Raw genomic sequence first — 15,980 nt, 5'->3', positions numbered from 1 at the left:
TTCATTTGCCCTGGAAGCGGCCTTCGCGGCGCTCGAGCATGGCGTTCAACCCCTCCTGCGCATCCTCGGTGGACAGCAGTTCGCTGGCCATTGCTGGCAGCAGTCGGGCGGCTGCCTCCTCACCCTCATCAAGGCTGCGGCGCGCGGAAGCCAGGGTGGCGCGGATGCCTAGCGGTGCCTGGGCGGCAACCCGCTGGGCGAGCCAGAGCGCACGGGGCATCAGCTCTTCCGGAGCGGTGACTTCCTGCACCAGGCCGATGCGATACGCCTCGTGGGCGTCGAATGGGTCGCCGGTGAGTAGCCAGCGCATCGCGTTGCCCCAGCCGGCCACCTGGTGCATGCGCAGGGTGGCACCGCCGAAGGGGAAGATGCCGCGCTGCACTTCGAGCTGGGCGAAGCGTGCATTGCTGGCGCACAGGTTGATGTCGGCGGCGAGCATCAGTTCGATGCCCAGGGTGAAGCAGTAGCCCTGTGCGGCCACCAGCAGCGGCTTGGTCAGGCGCCGGCCGCCGAAGGTGCCCCACGGGTCGGCGGAGCCCTCAGGCATGGTCCAACCGGTGCGGAAGGTCTCGCCGATGTTGGCCAGGTCCAGGCCGGCAGTGAAGTGATCACCGTGGGCGAACACCAGGGCGCAGCGCAGGTCGTCGTCGCGCTCGTATTCGCCGAAGGCCAGCACCAGCTGGGTGAGCATTTCCAGGTCGAAGGCATTGCGCTTGTCGACCCGGTTCAGGCCGAGCAGCAGGACGTGGTCATGGCGTTCGACGGTGATGCGCGGTTCGCTGCTGGCGGTCATTGGCGGGCTCCGGTCGGGTGGCTTGCACGGTATAGCCGGCAGGGACGGGGTTGTCCACGGAATGACCGTTCGCCGGGCATGTTCCGAAAAGAAACACATTGGTCAGGTTTTTCCGGTATGATACGCGCCGGCCAAACGCTGGCCTCGTTTCGGATCCCGCATTCTCCCGCAGTTTCACACTCGGGCTATGTGTCCGCAGTGCGGACTTCCTTGACGCATTCTTCCAATCTTCATTTCGCAAATCCCCGCTTCCAGCTGCCTGGGTGACTTCACTGTCGTACAGGGCATGCGCAGCTCGGCTATTGGGTCTTTGCGGATGTACTTAGAGGCAAAACCCATGACCCAGGAAACCGCCGGCTTCGCCGCGCTCGGTCTTCACCCCAATGTTCTCGCTGCCATTGCCGCTGTCGGTTATGAAGAGCCGTCGCCGATCCAGGCCCAGTCGATCCCGGTGATCCTCGAAGGCCACGACATGATCGGCCAGGCCCAGACCGGTACCGGCAAGACCGCTGCCTTTGCGCTGCCGATGCTGTCGCAGATCGAGCCGAGCCGCCGCGTTCCGCAGGTGCTGGTACTGGTGCCGACCCGTGAGCTGGCCCTGCAGGTTGCTACCGCTTTCGAAACCTATTCCAAGCAGATGCCGGGCGTCGGCGTCATTGCCGTCTACGGCGGCGCGCCCATGGGCCCGCAGCTGAAGGCTCTGCGCCAGGGTGCTCAGGTCGTGGTCGCCACTCCGGGCCGCCTGTGCGACCACTTGCGTCGCGACGAAAACCTGCTGTCCACCGTCAAGAGCCTGGTGCTCGACGAAGCGGACGAGATGCTCAAGCTCGGCTTCATGGATGACCTCGAAGTGATCTTCGAAGCCATGCCGTCCAGCCGCCAGAGCGTGCTGTTCTCCGCGACCCTGCCGGCCTCGATCCGCAGCATCGCCGAGCGCCACCTGAAAGAACCCAAGCACGTCCGCATCGCCGCCAAGACCCAGACCGTCGCCCGCATCGAGCAGGTGCACCTGATGGTTCACGCTGACCAGAAGCCGGCCTCGATCCTGCGTCTGCTGGAAGTCGAGCAGTTCGATGCGCTGATCGGCTTCGTCCGCACCAAGCAGGCCACCCTGGACATCGCCGAGCTGCTCGAGCGCCAGGGCTACCGCGCCGCCGCGCTGAACGGCGACATGCCGCAGGCCCAGCGTGAGCGCGTGATCGAGTCGCTGAAAGACGGTTCGCTGGACATCGTCATCGCCACCGACGTCGCCGCCCGCGGCCTCGACGTGGCGCGCATCACCCACGTGCTGAACGTGGACATGCCCTACGATCCGGAATCCTACGTACACCGTATCGGCCGTACCGGCCGTGCCGGTCGTGAAGGCCGCGCCCTGCTGCTGGTGACTCCGCGCGAGCGCCGCATGCTGCAGGTGATCGAGCGTGTGACCGGCCAGAAGGTTGGCGAAGTTCGCCTGCCGGACGCCGAAACCGTCCTCGAAGCTCGCCTGAACCGTCTGGCCACCGGCCTGCAACCGCTGCTGGCCAACGCCGTTGCCAGCCGTGGCGCCGTGCGTGACGAGCTGTGCCGTCGCCTGGGTACCGACATGGACACCCTGGCCGCCGTACTGCTGGCCAAGCTGACCGAAGGCAAGGCGCTGGACCTGGAATCGGTCCGCCGTGAACAGCCGCTGACCCCGGCCGCCCCGCGTGAGCGCAGCGACCGTTACGAGCGCAGCGAGCGTGGCGATCGCCCCGAGCGCGGCGACCGTCCGGAGCGCAGCGGCGCACCCCGCACCATGGCTCCGCCGTCGGAAGGCAAGGCCCGTTGCCGTACCGCCCTGGGCGCCCGTGACGGCGTGCAGGCGAAGAACCTGCTGGGCGCCATCCTCAACGAGGGTGGCCTGTCCCGCGAGGCCATCGGCCGCATCCAGATCCGCGAGACCTTCAGCCTGATCGAGCTGCCGGAAGAGAACCTCGACCGTCTGCTGACCAAGCTCAAGGACACCCGCGTCGCTGGCAAGGCCCTGCGCCTGCGTCGTTACCGCGAAGACTGATTCGTCAGTCCCCGCGCATGAAAAAGCCCCGCCATTGGCGGGGCTTTTTCGTTTCCGGTCTTGGATGGCTTCCCCTGTAGGAGCGGGCCATGCCCGCGATCAGCGGACAAAGTCCGCTGCCACCAGTGGGGCTCGCTGCTGATCTTCGGGAACGCCCTGCGGGCGCGGTTCGCGGGAATGGCTCCTACAAGGGGTGGCAGCTTCAGCCGAAGCGATAGATATCCATCCCCAGCGCGCCGAGGGTGAAGCCGGCGTGCTCGACCGTCATCGCCGAGCCGCCAGCGCCGCGGGCGAAGTACAGCGGCAGCAGGTGCTCGTCGCGCGGGTGGTTGCGCACTGCGTGCGGTGCTTGCTGGCGGTAGTCGAGCAGGGCGGCTTCGTCGTTGGCTTCCAGGTGCTCCACCATCCAGTCGCGGAAGGCCTTGGCCCAGGGCGTGATGACTTCCGGGCCGGCGTGCCAGTCCAGTTCGCCCAGGTTGTGGGTGATGCTGCCCGAACCGATCAGCAGGATGCCTTCCTCGCGCAGCGCACGCAGGGCCGCGCCAATGCGGTGCTGCATGGGTGCGCCGAGGCGGCTGGGCAGGGACAGCTGGACGACGGGGATATCGGCGTCCGGGTACATCAGGCTCAGCGGAACCCAGGCGCCGTGGTCCAGTGGACGCTCGGGATCGAGGGTGGCCGGCAGGTCGTCGTCGGCCAGCAGCTCGACCACGCGCCGGGCCAGTTCTGGCGAGCCGGCGGCCGGGTACTGCACGGCATAGAGTTCTGGCGGGAAGCCGTAGAAATCGTGCCAGGTCTCCGGCTTGGGCGATGCGGTCACGCGCAGGTCCGGGGTTTCCCAGTGGGCGGAGACCACCAGGATGGCTTTCGGGCGTGGCAGCTCGTGGGCCAGGCGCTTCAGGGGCGCATCGCTGGCGCCGGGGTCCAGGGCCAGCATGGGGGAGCCGTGGGAGATGAACAGGGCAGGGAGCATGGCGAACCTCGCTACTTGAATGCCTCTATGTTCACGCGGCTAAAGATCGAAATCCAGTATAGGTTTTTGACAGTAATGATCGTCATAGTCGATTGTTCTGTCCGTGCTCATTCCCTTGAAGCGCATCGCTGTGGAAGTGCCAACTCGGTTGCAGAGTCAGGGAGCCAGTCGCCATATAGCGCTTTGGCGGGATGTCAGTCGGACGATGCGTTAGAGTTTGCGGAAATTTCCGAAGCTAATGGCGAATTCGGCTATGCAACAAGTTGAACAAGTCCTGGTGCTCGAGAGCGGCGACTGCCTCCGTCTGGAGGACGGCACCGAGATCTGTGTGCAGCGGGTTCGCGGTGACCAGGTGCGGCTGAAGATCCTCGAAGCCGGAGAAAGGCAGCGCGAGCGGCGCGGTAGCTGGTGGCGCTGGTTGTTACCGCGCGCGATGCGCAGTGTTTGAACGGGTGACCTATGCAGCATGAATTCTGGCAGTCGCGCTGGGCGCGCAATGAAATCGGTTTCCATCAGCAATCGGTGAACCCCGGTCTGCAACGGCACTGGCCGAATCTGGAGTTGCCCGAGGAGTCGCAGGTGCTGGTGCCGCTGTGCGGCAAGAGCCTGGACATGCTCTGGCTGGCGCAATGGGGGTACCGCGTGCTGGGTGTCGAATTGGCTGAGCGAGCCGCCGTCGACTTCTTCGCCGAACTGGGCGTTACGCCGCAGGTCACCGGGGAGGGCGCGCTGCGGCGCTACAGCTACGAGCGCCTGGAGATTCTCCAGGGCGATTTCTTCGACGTCACGGCCGAGCAGGTGGCCGGCTGCAGTGGCCTTTACGACCGCGCGGCGCTGATCGCTCTGCCGCCGGATCTGCGTGCCGACTACGCGGCGCACCTGCAGCGTATCCTGCCGCAACAGGCGCGCGGGCTGGTGATCAGCCTGGAATACCCCCAGGCCGAGATGGATGGCCCGCCATTCGCCGTGCTGGCGGATGAAGTGCGTGGGCTCTTCCTCGAAGGCTGGGAGGTGGCAGAGGTGGAGCGTCTGGACGTGCTGGCGGAAAACCCGAAGTTCCTCAAGCGCGGCGTCAGCCATCTGGATGAAGTGGTGTTCGCGCTGCGACGTGGCTGAATCGACGGTATGAAAAAAGGCGACCCGAGGGTCGCCTTTTTTATCGCTCCGAAACTCAGCGGCCAGCGGCGCGCAGGGCTTCGATACGGTCTTCCAGCGGCGGGTGGCTCATGAACAGGCCGGCAAGGCCGTGCTTGAGGTTGCCGTTGATGCCGAAGGCCTGCAGCGTGTCGGGCATCTGCACCGGTACGCCCTGTTCGGCGCGCAGGCGTTGCAGGGCTGCGATCATCGCGCCGGTGCTGGCCAGGCGGGCGCCGGCCTCGTCCGCGCGGTATTCGCGTTTGCGCGAGAACCACATGACGATGATGCTGGCGAGGATGCCCAGGACCAGTTCGGCGAAGATGGTCGCGACGAAGTAGCCGATGCCCGGGCCGTCTTCGTTCTTCAGGATCGCCTTGTCGACGAAGTTGCCGAAGATGCGTGCGAAGAACATCACGAAGGTGTTCACCACGCCCTGGATCAGCGCCAGGGTGACCATGTCGCCGTTGGCCACGTGGCCGATCTCGTGGGCCAGCACGGCTTTCACTTCTTCGGGCGAGAAGCGCTCGAGCAAGCCCTGGCTGACCGCGACCAGTGCGTCGTTCCTGTTCCAGCCGGTGGCGAAGGCGTTGGCCTCGTAGGCGGGGAAGATGCCCACTTCCGGCATCTTGATGCCGGCCTCGCGGGACAGCTCTTCGACGGTCTGCAGCAGCCACTGTTCGTGGCGGGTGCGCGGCTGGCTGATGATCTCGGTGCCGGTGCTCATCTTCGCCATCCACTTGGAGATGAACAGCGAAACCAGGGAGCCGGCGAATCCGAAGACGGCGCAGAAAATCAGAAGGCTACCGTAATTCTGGCCGGTGAAACGGTCCACGCCGAGCAGTTTCAGGGTGATGCTGGCGATCACCAGAACAGCCAGGTTGGTGGCCAGGAACAACAGGATGCGCATCATGGCGTAAAGCTTCTCCTCACGGTGACATTGGCGAAAACCGCAGTGGAACGCGGCTTTCCGGATCGCCGGGCACAGGCAGGCACGGGATCGCTGAATAGTATGCGGGGTATATACGGTTGGCCCCCAGGCGATTCAACTCGGGGACTATTTCAACTTGTGTCGCCTGCCCGTATTACGGGCGCCCCGGGTCGCTCTCGAAGAGTAGACGGGTCAGCCGCGCGATGCGTTCTCCGTGCCGGGCGGCCAGTGCCTCGCGCAACTGGTTGGCCAGCGTGGCCTGGTCGCGGCGCACGCTGGGCGGCAGTTCCTCGCCGTCGCGCACGGCGTGGGGGACGATGCGGGTCAAGCGCATGAAGGCCTTTTCGCTGAGCACCGCCTGGTCCAGCGCCTCGTAACGAATGGTGGTCTCGAAGCGCAGATAACCTTCATCGGCCAGCCACAACAGTGCACCCAGGCAACTCTGGTGGCGGGTGCTGGGCAGGCCGAACTCGTCGGGCTCTTCCCGGCCGATCAGGTCCTCGACATAGAGGGCGATCTTGCGCGGGAAGGCCTGGTAGAGGGTCAGCAGGCCGGAAGCGGCATCCTTGTAGAAGTCGTCGATCTGCAGGTCCATTTATGCGCTGGGATTCACTGGCGATGAGTTATTGGCGATAGGTTTTCAAGAAGTTGCCGATGCGTCCGATGGCCTGTTCCAGGTCATCGACACGCGGCAGGGTAACCACCCTGAAGTGATCCGGCCAGGGCCAGTTGAAAGCGGTGCCCTGAACGATGAGCAACTTCTCGGAAAGCAGCAGGTCGAGAACGAATTTCTCGTCGTTGTGGATCGGGCAGACCTTCGGATCGATGCGCGGGAAGGCATAGAGCGCGCCCATGGGCTTCACGCAGCTGACGCCGGGAATGTCGTTGAGCAGTTCCCAGGCGCGGTTGCGCTGTTCCAGCAGGCGCCCGCCCGGCAGGACCAGGTCGTTGATGCTCTGGTAGCCGCCCAGCGCGGTCTGGATCGCATGCTGGCTCGGCACGTTGGCGCACAGGCGCATGTTGGCCAGGATATCCAGGCCTTCGATGTAGCTCTGCGCCTTGTGTTTCGGGCCGGAAATGGCGATCCAGCCGGAGCGGAAGCCCGCCACGCGGTAGGACTTGGACAGGCCGTTGAAGGTCAGGCAGAGCACGTCCGGCGCCAGGGAGGCGGTGGAGATGTGCTGGGCCTCGTCGTAGAGGATCTTGTCGTAGATCTCGTCGGAGAAGATCACCAGGTTGTGCTGGCGCGCCAGTTCGACGATGTCCAGCAGCACTTCCCTGGAGTAGACCGCGCCGGTGGGGTTGTTCGGGTTGATCAGCACCAGGGCCTTGGTGTTGCTGGTGATCTTCGCCTTCATGTCGGCGACGTCGGGGAACCAGCCGGCCTGCTCGTCGCACAGGTAGTGCACCGGCTTGCCGCCGGAGAGGGCGACCGAGGCGGTCCACAGCGGGTAGTCGGGCGCCGGGATCAGCACCTCGTCACCGTTGTTGAGCAGCGCCTGCAGGGCCATGACGATCAGCTCGGACACGCCGTTGCCCAGGTAGATGTCCTCGATGCCGACGCCTTCCACCTGCTTCTGCTGGTAGTACTGCATCACCGCCTTGCGCGCGCTGAACAGGCCCTTGGAGTCGCTATAGCCCTGGGCGGTCGGCAGGTTGCGGATGACGTCCTGGAGGATTTCGTCCGGCGCCTCGAAACCGAACGGCGCCGGGTTGCCGATGTTCAGCTTGAGGATGCGGTGGCCTTCCTCTTCCAGGCGCTTGGCGTGCTTGAGCACGGGCCCGCGAATGTCGTAGCAGACGTTGGCGAGCTTGTTCGATTTGGTGACCTGCATGATCTGGGATTCCGAAATAGTCCGCGGCCGGCGACTTGGCAGGCTGTAACGCGGGTGACAGACTGGCGTCAAATGATCGGTTCGGAAGTGCTTTTCCCTGGTGTCGACCCTGAAAATCGACAGGAAAACAGTGGATTTCTCGAAAAAATAGAGCTTTTAAGGCTTTTCTATCGCGAGAATGTCTCTGTGCGGCAGATTCTGAACATGACGTTAACCACGCGCATCATACGTGCGGCCCGATTCCCGGAAAAGGAGGCATCGGGCATTTTTTCCATTAATGGAGGCAGATCGATGGAAAAGCTGGAAAAGCCCCTGGATTCCTGGCGTGACGAACTCACCGACGAGCAGTTCCATGTCTGCCGTCTGGGCGGCACCGAGCGCGCCTTCACCGGCGAATACCACGACACCAAGACTCCCGGCATCTACCACTGCGTGTGCTGCGGCACGGCGCTGTTCGATTCCGACGCCAAGTACGACTCGGGCAGCGGCTGGCCGAGCTACTTCCAGCCGGTGAACGGCGAGGTGGTCAAGGAGCTGGAAGACTTCAGCCACGGCATGCACCGCATCGAAGTGCGCTGCGGCAAGTGCGACGCGCACCTGGGTCATGTCTTCCCTGACGGCCCGCGGCCGACCGGGCTGCGCTACTGCATCAACTCGGCATCCTTGAAGCTGGTGCCCAAGGAGTGACCCGAAGGCCCGCCACAAGCGGGCCTTTTCTTTTGGGCGTTCACCTGTAGGAGCGGGCCATGCCCGCGATCAGCGGACAAAGTCCGCTGTTGTCGCTGAACTCCATGGCTGAGGTCTGTTGCCACGGGCTGATTCCGGCCTGGCTGCCGGTCGCGGGCGTGGCCCGCTCCTGCAGACGAGGCTGATGCCCTCTCATATCGCCGGGTCATTCGTGATCAATTGAATTGCGTGCAATTTAATTGATCACTATTCTTGGGTTTCCCACTTTCCCCCGGAGCCATGCCCATGAGCGATGCACTGCTGAACATTCCCGTGACCACCATCAAGGGCGAACAGAAGACCCTCGCCGACTTCGGCGGCAAGGCCCTGCTGGTGGTGAACACCGCCAGCCAATGCGGCTTCACCCCGCAGTACAAGGGGCTGGAAAAGCTCTGGAAACAGTACAAGGACAAGGGTCTGGTAGTGCTCGGCTTCCCCTGCAACCAGTTTGGCAAGCAGGAGCCGGGCAACGAAGGCGAGATCACCCAGTTCTGCGAACTGAACTTCGGCGTGAGCTTCCCGCTGTTCAAGAAGATCGACGTCAACGGCGCCGAGGCCCACCCGCTCTATGTGCAACTGAAGAAGCGCGCTCCCGGCCTGCTGGGCAGCCAGCGCATCAAGTGGAACTTCACCAAGTTCCTGATCGGCCAGGACGGCCAGCTGGTCAAGCGTTTCGCCCCGACCACCAAGCCCGAGCAACTGTCCGCCGAGATCGAAGCGCTGCTGTGATGAAAGACGCTGTATCCCTGCCGGCCGAACTGCAACTGGACAACCAGCTGTGCTTCCGCCTGTACGCCGTGTCCCGCGCGGTGATCCGTGGCTACCGGCCGATGCTCGAGGCGCTCGGCCTGACCTACCCGCAGTACCTGGCCATGCTGGTGCTCTGGGAGTGGCAGGCCGAACCGCCGCAGCAGCCGTCGGTGAAGGCGCTCGGCGAGCGTCTGATGCTCGATTCCGGCACCCTCACGCCGCTGCTCAAGCGCCTGGAGCAACTGGGCCTGGTGCAGCGCCGCCGCGCGCAGCATGACGAGCGCGAAGTGCACCTGGGGCTGACCGCGGAAGGGGTGGCATTGCGCGAGAAGGTGCTGCCGCTGCGAGAGGAGTTGCTCTGTCGCAGCGGCATCGACCTGAGCGTCACCGACGGCCTGCGCGAGCAGTTGGACAGCCTGCTGCTGCAGTTGTCGAAGCTGGACGCCTGACTCAGTTGCGCGGCTGTGGCCCGGCCCAGCGTTCGAGGAGGGCCGCCAGCTCGTCGCGGTGGAAGGGCTTGGCCAGGTAATCGTCCATGCCGGCGGCGCGGCAGCGCTCGCGTTCCTCCGGCAGGGCGTTGGCGGTCAGGGCAACCACCGGCAGGTTCGGCCAACGGCCGCTCTCGCGGATTTCGCGGGTGGCCTGGTAGCCGTCCATCACCGGCATGTTGCAGTCCATCAGCACCAGGTCGAACTCGGCGCCATCGAGCTGCTTCAGCGCCTCCTCGCCATTGATGGCGATGCCGACCTGGCAGCCCAGTTTCTGCAACAGGCCGCGTGCGACCAGTTGGTTGACGGGGTTGTCTTCCACCAGCAGCACGCGGGCGGAGAACAGCTCTGGCGAGGTGGCGCCAGCTGTCTTGGATGAGGGCAGCGGCTGGTGTTCGAAGGCCTGTTTCAGCGCCTGGTAGAGCACAGCACGGGACAGTGGCCGCGCCAGTTGCCGCAGCGGGGCGAGGCGCTGGGCCAGCTCGGGTTCGAGGAAGTTGCCGTAGGCGGTGACCAGCAGTACCGGCTTGGTGACGTTCTGGCGCAGCACGACGAGGCAGTCCGGGCAGTCCGAGAGCAGCGCGTCCAGCTCCACACCGGCGAGGCTTTCGTCGATGTCCAGGCGCTGGTAGTCGACACCCCATTCCGCCAGCCAGTTCTGCAGCAGCGCGGCGAGCCCGCTGCTGGCAGCGCACTGCACGACAAGCTTGCCGCTAAGCTTCGCCAGCGGTTGCGCGGGCTCCAGCGTCCGCAGGGGCAGGGTGACGATGAACTCGCTGCCCAGGCCCGGCTCGGAGGTGACGCTCAGCTCGCCCTTCATCGCCTCGCAGAGCTTGCGCGTCAGCGCCAGGCCCAGCCCGGTGCCGCCGTACTGGCGGGCGATGCCGGCGTCAGCCTGGGTGAACGGCTGGAAGATCTTCTGCAAGGCCTCGGGCGCCACGCCGATGCCGGTGTCGCGCACGCTGATGCGTATGCCTTGATCCTTGGTTTCGGCTCCCAGCGGCTCGACGTGCACGTCGACGCGGCCGAAGCGGGTGAACTTGAGGGCGTTGGACAGCAGGTTGCTGACCACCTGGCGCACCCGCGTCGGGTCGCCGCAGAGCTGTGCCGGCAGTTGCGGGCTGATCAGGCAGGTGAGCTCCACGGCGGGGCCGGCGTTCTGCGACAGCAGGCTGGCAGTGTCTTCCACCAGGGTGCCGAGGTCGAAGGGGATCTGCTCCAGCTCCAGTTGGCCGGCCTCGAACTTGGAGAGGTCGAGCACGTCGTTGAGCAACTCGACCAGTACCTTGCCCGAGTCGTGGGCGATGGACAGCTGCTGGTGTTGTTCGGCGGTCAGCGGGCCGTCCAGCGCCAGGCCGAGCATGCCCAGCAGGCCGTTGAGCGGGGTGCGGATCTCGTGGCTCATGTTGGCCAGGAAGTTGCCGCGCGCCTGGGCCATGGCCAGGGCGGTCTGCCGCGCCTGTTCCAGCTCCTGGTTGGACAGCGTCAGGCGTGCGTTGGCCGCCTTCAGTTCGGCGGTGCGCGCGGCGACGATACTTTCCAGTTCTTCCAGGTACTGAGTCAGGCGGTCTTCGGCTTCGCGGCGCTGTTCCATCTCCACCGAGATGCGATTGAGCTGGCGGTTGGTGACCTCTACCAGCACGCCGATCTCGTCGCGCTCGTGGCCGCGCGGGCAAGGCAGGCGCAGGCGCGAGGGGGAGCGCGGGTCATGACGGGAGAGGGCGTCGATCAGGCTCACCAGCGGCTTGGTCAGCAGCGCGTAGAAGAGCACCAGCAGGATCAGCGAGAGCATCAGGCTGCGCACGAAGCCGGAGAGGAAGGTCATCCCGGCACGGCGCAGGAAGTCGTTGCCGAAGACGAAGGTGTCGATCTCCAGGCGCAGCACGCCAAGGGATTCGGCCGGTGCGTGCTCGACGAACAGCGGCTCCTCGTAGGAGCGCTGCTCGCCGAAGAGGAAGTCACTGAGGCCGCGCAGGTGGCTCTCCGCCGGCGGCCGGTCGGCGCTGGCCAGGGGCACGTTGGCGTTGTCGATGATCTCGGCGCGGATCACCGCGGGCGAGCGCAGCAGGCCCACGACCAGTTCCTGGGCCAGTTCGGCGTCGATGTTGTAGGCGATGCGCGCGGCGGGGTTGTGGCTGACGTCCAGCAGGGCGCGCACTTCGCGGTTGATGGAGGCGTCCTGGCTGGCATAATCGACGCCTACCTGGATGAGGCTGAGCAGGGTGCCCAGGATGAACGCCACCAGCACCGTCAGGCTGGCCTGCTTGAACGAGAGGCGATGTGTAAGCGCAATATCCATGGTTGCGGAGCGTCGCCTCGCAGAAGCTTTCCTGCGGCGTAGCATAGCCCATCGGAACCGTCTGTCGGGATAGCCTGAAGGCGAAGAAATTCCCGGTTCTGCAACCGACGCCCTGCGCCCGAAGCATTGCTCCTGGAGACTTGCCCCTGAAGAACTTGGAGACCCGCGTGGATTCCCGTCTGAACGATTTTCTCGCCCGCGCCGAAGCCTTGATGGTGCGCCTGGAGCCTTTGCTGCCCGCCGTCCGCGAAACCGTGGACTGGCAGCACAGCCTGGCGGCGCGTTGGCACCGTGACGGCCGCAGTGGCTACCTGCAGCCGCTGAAGGTCAGCCTCGACCTGCGCCTGGACGACTTGCTGGGCGTCGACCGGCAGCGCGAGCAACTGGCGCGCAACACGCGGCAGTTCGTGGCTGGCCAGCCGGCCAACCACGCGTTGCTGTGGGGCGCCCGTGGCACCGGCAAATCCTCGCTGGTGCGCGCGCTGCTGGCGGAGTTGGCCGGTGAGGGGCTGCGCCTGATCGAGATCGAGCGCGACCACCTGGCCGACCTGCCGCGTGTGGTCGAGCTGATCCAGGGGCTGCCGCAGCGTTTCGTGCTGTTCTGCGACGACCTGTCGTTCGACGCCGGAGAGGGCGATTTCCGCGTCCTCAAGAGCGTGCTCGACGGCTCGCTGGAGCAGGCCCCGGACAACGTACTGCTTTATGCCACGTCCAATCGCCGTCACCTGGTCTCGGAAAAACAGAGCGACAACGAGAACTGGAAGATGGTCGACGGCGAGTTGCACCCCAACGAGGCCGTCGAAGACAAGATCGCCCTGTCCGACCGCTTCGGCCTGTGGCTGTCCTTCTATCCCTTCACCCAGGAGCACTTCCTCAGCGTGGTACGCCACTGGGTCGAAGTGCTCGCGCAGAAGTCCGGGCTCGCCGCCTGGGCCTGGGACGAGGAGCTGGAGAAGGAAGCCATCCGCTGGGCGCTCGGACGCGGCAACCGTAATGGCCGCTGTGCCTATCAATTCGCCCGCTACTGGGTGGGCCGACAATTGCTGGAAGGAGACATCCCATGATCGATCTGCAACAGGCTGGCGCCGGCCTTGGCGGCTACGCGCTGCTGGCCGCCCAGGCGGAGTCGTTGTTCGCCGACGAGCGCGACTTCATCGCCAACGCCTCGCAGTTTTCCGCGTTCCTGTTCAACGAGCTGGCGGACCTGAACTGGGCCGGCTTCTACCTGAACCGCAACGAAGAGCTGGTGCTCGGCCCGTTCCAGGGTAAGGTCGCCTGCGTTCGCATTCCGTTCAGCAAGGGCGTGTGCGGCGCTGCGGCGCGTACCCGTGAAACCCAGCGTGTGGAAGACGTGCATGCCTTCCCCGGCCACATCGCCTGCGACAGTGCCTCCAACAGCGAGTTGGTGGTGCCGCTGGTGAAGGACGGTCGCCTGATCGGCGTGCTGGACCTGGACAGCCCGTCGGCCGGCCGCTTCAGCGCGGAAGATCAAGCCGGTATCGAGCGCCTGGTGGAGATTTTCCTGCGTCTCTCCGACTGCTGATCGTTCTCAGGCAACGAAAAGCCCCGCCTAGGCGGGGCTTTTTCATGGGCGGCGCCGCTTCAGCGCTTGGCCATGATTTTGGCGATGATCTGCAACTCGCCCTGGACGATCTCGGTCAGGGCAGGGCGGGCCAGGGTGCGCTCGAAGTGCGCGGCCAGTTTCGGCCAGCGCTGGGCATCCAGCTCTTCTTCACCGTGACGCAGATTCACCAACTGGCAGGCGATGGCGATGTCGGCGAGGCTGAAGCGGTCATCGACGAACCACTGCTGTTCGCCCAGGCACTTCTCCAGGTAATCGAAGTGCTCCGGGAGCTTCTCCTGCATGGCGCCTTTCACTGCCACTTCATCGCAGACCTTGCCCATCAGCGGCTTGAGCAGACGGTTGCGGAACACGGTGAAGGTAGTCAACGGGGCCAGCTCGTAGTCAGCGTATTTTTCCAGCCAGTTGATCCGCGCGCGGGACTCGGCGCCTGCGCCGCACAGCGGGGCACGCTGCGGGTCGCGGTCTTCCAGGTAGTGGCATATGACGCTGGAGTCGGCGAGGGTGAAGTCGCCGTCGCGGATCGCCGGTACGCGGCGCAGTGGGTTCAGTTCGCGGTACCAGTCCGGCTGGTTGAACGGGTTGACGTTCTCCAACTGGTAGTCGAAGCCTTTCTCGGCCGCGAACAGGCGGACTTTGCGGACGAAGGGGGACAGTGGGGCGCCGAAGACGACGAGGCTCATGCAAGGCTCCTGGGGCGAAGGTGGCCGGGGTTTTGATTCGACGACGGATCAGTCGTAAAGGTTCTTCTTCTTCCAGATATCGTCTTCGTCCAGCGCCTTGAGGCCGTCGCCCAGCTCGCTCGGTTCGTCCGGGGCGGGCTGGGAGGTTTCCAGCACCAAGGCGTTGGCGTGGGCCAGCTGGGCTTCCATCTGTTTGAGTTGTGCCTGGTAGCGGCCGATCTCCGGCTGCTTCTGCAGGTACTGCGCGCCGCGCTCGAAGGCCAGGCGCGCCTGGCGCGGTTGGCCCTGCTGCAGCGCCTGCTGGCCGAGATTGCCGAAGAACTCTATATGGAGAAGGGTGAGCAGGTGGCGAATTTCCTTCACCCACTTCTGAGCCTCCACGCGCGGCAGCATGTTGTCCTGGGCGCAGCGGGTGAGCTGGGCGTGCAGCGCTTCGAAGAGGAAGCGCACGTCCTTGGCCTTGGCCTCGGTGAGGATCGGCTGCGGCGCATTCTTGACCGGGATGGCTTCGCCCTTGGCGACCAGGCCACGCAGCTCTTCCATGCGCTGCTTCAGCGCGGCGTTCTGTTTGTCGACGGCCAGCAGGCGTTCGCTGAGGTTCAGCTCGAAGCCGCTGAGCAGCAGCTTCAATGCCGGCGACATGAACTGGCCGGGCAGGGACTCGGAAACATCGGCGCAGCGCCGGCAGCGGTCTGACAGATCAGCCTTCAGGCGCGCCTGCTCCAGCTTGCGGTTTTCCACCAGATGATTGATGTAGCCGATGGCGACCAGCAGGGCGATACCGACGAGAACCAGGACCGTAATGACGATTGGCGACACCGTGGAGTGCTCCGGATGTTTTTCCGCGAGTGTAATGTCTTAGTGATACTGCTGATAGCGGCAGCTCAGTTTTTACTCAGAAGTCTTTGATTTAAAAAATATTTCTACTAAGGGTTGACGACCTTACAAAGCGTCCCTAGAATGCGCGCCACTTCGACGCGAAACGCAGAAATGCCGGAGCAGCGAAGTCGGAAAGATGTTAAGTTCCGGGCCGCGTCCCCTTCGTCTAGTGGCCTAGGACACCGCCCTTTCACGGCGGTAACAGGGGTTCGAGTCCCCTAGGGGACGCCATTGCGGGAATAGCTCAGTTGGTAGAGCACGACCTTGCCAAGGTCGGGGTCGCGAGTTCGAGTCTCGTTTCCCGCTCCAGATTCTCGATCATCGCTACGGCGGTGACCGAAAGATGAAATGGCGTTACCCTTCGGCGAAAGCTGAAGGTTGCAACAAGTTGCTGCGGGAATAGCTCAGTTGGTAGAGCACGACCTTGCCAAGGTCGGGGTCGCGAGTTCGAGTCTCGTTTCCCGCTCCAAAATCGAAACGCCGTCCATCAGGACGGCGTTTTCGTTAACCACCAGCGAAAGCTGAGGGTTACAGCAAGTTGATGCGGGAATAGCTCAGTTGGTAGAGCACGACCTTGCCAAGGTCGGGGTCGCGAGTTCGAGTCTCGTTTCCCGCTCCAGAATCGAAACGCCGCCCATCAGGGCGGCGTTTTCGTTTGCGCGCTGGAAAAGCCGCCCCGCCGTCATCGACGGGAAGCTCCTGCCCGCACTCCCCGGCACCAGTCCGGCGCGCTCCCGTCGCAATGCTCGCCATACAGCCCCGAACCGGCTGCGTCTTGTCCGTGCGGAACCCCTCGCGCGCCTGCATTGAAGAAGATTCCGACGCACCCCTGAGGGGAATCCCGTTTGTCGTTCCGGATGGGCACCCGAGAA

Annotated in this window: 16 protein-coding genes and 4 tRNA genes; 12 read left to right on the top strand and 8 right to left on the bottom strand. The window is 64.6% G+C overall.

The window, feature by feature from the left end:
* Window position 1: 1 nt before the first annotated feature.
* Window positions 2-793: a crotonase/enoyl-CoA hydratase family protein gene (locus ABKS89_RS19955; RefSeq protein WP_138214817.1), complete on the bottom strand. Its 792-nt coding sequence runs from the start codon at window positions 791-793 to the stop codon at window positions 2-4.
* Between the two features lie 337 nt (window positions 794-1,130).
* Between ABKS89_RS19955 and ABKS89_RS19950 the strand changes: the two genes are divergently transcribed.
* Entirely contained in the window at window positions 1,131-2,828 is a 1,698-nt protein-coding gene (locus ABKS89_RS19950) for a DEAD/DEAH box helicase (RefSeq protein ID WP_138214816.1), read from the top strand.
* Between the two features lie 202 nt (window positions 2,829-3,030).
* Here ABKS89_RS19950 and ABKS89_RS19945 read toward each other — a convergent pair whose 3' ends face one another.
* Window positions 3,031-3,801, bottom strand: a complete 771-nt coding sequence (locus tag ABKS89_RS19945) for a DODA-type extradiol aromatic ring-opening family dioxygenase (protein ID WP_348586770.1) — start codon at window positions 3,799-3,801, stop codon at window positions 3,031-3,033.
* A 253-nt stretch (window positions 3,802-4,054) separates the two neighbouring features.
* Here ABKS89_RS19945 and ABKS89_RS19940 point away from each other — a divergent pair, with 253 nt between their 5' ends.
* Together ABKS89_RS19940 and ABKS89_RS19935 are read left to right on the top strand one after the other, a co-directional pair.
* Entirely contained in the window at window positions 4,055-4,249 is a 195-nt protein-coding gene (locus tag ABKS89_RS19940; RefSeq protein ID WP_138214814.1) for a hypothetical protein, read from the top strand.
* 11 nt (window positions 4,250-4,260) lie between these two features.
* The gene (locus ABKS89_RS19935) at window positions 4,261-4,917 is read left to right on the top strand and encodes a thiopurine S-methyltransferase (protein ID WP_348586769.1); all 657 of its coding nucleotides are present in this window, start codon (window positions 4,261-4,263) and stop codon (window positions 4,915-4,917) included.
* Window positions 4,918-4,972: 55 nt separating this feature from the next.
* Here the strand turns inward: ABKS89_RS19935 and htpX are convergent, their stop codons facing one another.
* The 3 genes from htpX to ABKS89_RS19920 form a co-directional block, all read right to left on the bottom strand.
* Window positions 4,973-5,848, bottom strand: coding sequence for a protease HtpX (htpX, locus tag ABKS89_RS19930; RefSeq protein WP_081518629.1), 876 nt, complete (start codon window positions 5,846-5,848; stop codon window positions 4,973-4,975).
* 172 nt (window positions 5,849-6,020) lie between these two features.
* Window positions 6,021-6,461 (bottom strand): hypothetical protein, encoded by a 441-nt coding sequence (locus tag ABKS89_RS19925; protein WP_138214812.1) that lies wholly within the window; start codon window positions 6,459-6,461, stop codon window positions 6,021-6,023.
* A gap of 28 nt (window positions 6,462-6,489) precedes the next feature.
* On the bottom strand, window positions 6,490-7,701 hold the full coding sequence (locus ABKS89_RS19920) for a pyridoxal phosphate-dependent aminotransferase (protein ID WP_081518627.1): 1,212 nt from the start codon (window positions 7,699-7,701) through the stop codon (window positions 6,490-6,492).
* A 291-nt stretch (window positions 7,702-7,992) separates the two neighbouring features.
* On the opposite strand from ABKS89_RS19920, the gene msrB reads away from it, so the two are divergent.
* The 3 genes from msrB (at window position 7,993) to ABKS89_RS19905 (ending at window position 9,626) form a co-directional block, all read left to right on the top strand.
* Entirely contained in the window at window positions 7,993-8,388 is a 396-nt protein-coding gene (gene msrB, locus ABKS89_RS19915; RefSeq protein ID WP_081518626.1) for a peptide-methionine (R)-S-oxide reductase MsrB, read from the top strand.
* 285 nt (window positions 8,389-8,673) lie between these two features.
* Window positions 8,674-9,156, top strand: coding sequence for a glutathione peroxidase (locus ABKS89_RS19910; protein ID WP_348586767.1), 483 nt, complete (start codon window positions 8,674-8,676; stop codon window positions 9,154-9,156).
* Window positions 9,156-9,626: a MarR family winged helix-turn-helix transcriptional regulator gene (locus tag ABKS89_RS19905; RefSeq protein WP_138214810.1), complete on the top strand. Its 471-nt coding sequence runs from the start codon at window positions 9,156-9,158 to the stop codon at window positions 9,624-9,626. The genes ABKS89_RS19910 and ABKS89_RS19905 overlap by 1 nt, the downstream gene beginning before the upstream one ends.
* 1 nt (window position 9,627) lies before the next feature.
* Here ABKS89_RS19905 and ABKS89_RS19900 read toward each other — a convergent pair whose 3' ends face one another.
* The gene (locus ABKS89_RS19900) at window positions 9,628-12,009 is read right to left on the bottom strand and encodes an ATP-binding protein (protein WP_518300957.1); all 2,382 of its coding nucleotides are present in this window, start codon (window positions 12,007-12,009) and stop codon (window positions 9,628-9,630) included.
* A gap of 122 nt (window positions 12,010-12,131) precedes the next feature.
* Here ABKS89_RS19900 and ABKS89_RS19895 point away from each other — a divergent pair, with 122 nt between their 5' ends.
* Window positions 12,132-13,028, top strand: coding sequence for an ATP-binding protein (locus ABKS89_RS19895; RefSeq protein WP_348586765.1), 897 nt, complete (start codon window positions 12,132-12,134; stop codon window positions 13,026-13,028).
* Window positions 13,025-13,507: a free L-methionine (R)-S-oxide reductase MsrC gene (gene msrC / locus ABKS89_RS19890; RefSeq protein ID WP_138214807.1), complete on the top strand. Its 483-nt coding sequence runs from the start codon at window positions 13,025-13,027 to the stop codon at window positions 13,505-13,507. The genes ABKS89_RS19895 and msrC overlap by 4 nt, the downstream gene beginning before the upstream one ends.
* A 59-nt stretch (window positions 13,508-13,566) precedes the next feature.
* On the opposite strand, the gene ABKS89_RS19885 is transcribed toward msrC, so the two are convergent.
* Both ABKS89_RS19885 and ABKS89_RS19880 read right to left on the bottom strand, forming a co-directional pair.
* Complete coding sequence (locus ABKS89_RS19885) at window positions 13,567-14,229, bottom strand: glutathione S-transferase family protein (RefSeq protein ID WP_138214806.1); 663 nt, start codon at window positions 14,227-14,229, stop codon at window positions 13,567-13,569.
* Window positions 14,230-14,277: 48 nt separating this feature from the next.
* Complete coding sequence (locus ABKS89_RS19880) at window positions 14,278-15,048, bottom strand: hypothetical protein (RefSeq protein ID WP_348586764.1); 771 nt, start codon at window positions 15,046-15,048, stop codon at window positions 14,278-14,280.
* Window positions 15,049-15,263: 215 nt separating this feature from the next.
* Between ABKS89_RS19880 and ABKS89_RS19875 the strand changes: the two genes are divergently transcribed.
* From ABKS89_RS19875 to ABKS89_RS19860, 4 genes are all read left to right on the top strand, one after another.
* A tRNA-Glu gene (locus ABKS89_RS19875) sits at window positions 15,264-15,339 on the top strand.
* A 2-nt stretch (window positions 15,340-15,341) separates the two neighbouring features.
* Window positions 15,342-15,417 (top strand) — tRNA-Gly (locus ABKS89_RS19870).
* An 84-nt stretch (window positions 15,418-15,501) separates the two neighbouring features.
* Window positions 15,502-15,577 (top strand) — tRNA-Gly (locus ABKS89_RS19865).
* A gap of 74 nt (window positions 15,578-15,651) precedes the next feature.
* A tRNA-Gly gene (locus tag ABKS89_RS19860) sits at window positions 15,652-15,727 on the top strand.
* The last annotated feature ends 253 nt before the right edge of the window (window positions 15,728-15,980 follow it).

Origin of the sequence: Pseudomonas sp. LABIM340, from assembly GCF_040017195.2 — a bacterium.
In the GTDB taxonomy this organism is placed as follows: domain Bacteria; phylum Pseudomonadota; class Gammaproteobacteria; order Pseudomonadales; family Pseudomonadaceae; genus Pseudomonas.
Note: the sequence above shows the minus strand (reverse complement) of the source record. Positions and strands in the feature narration are given on the sequence as shown.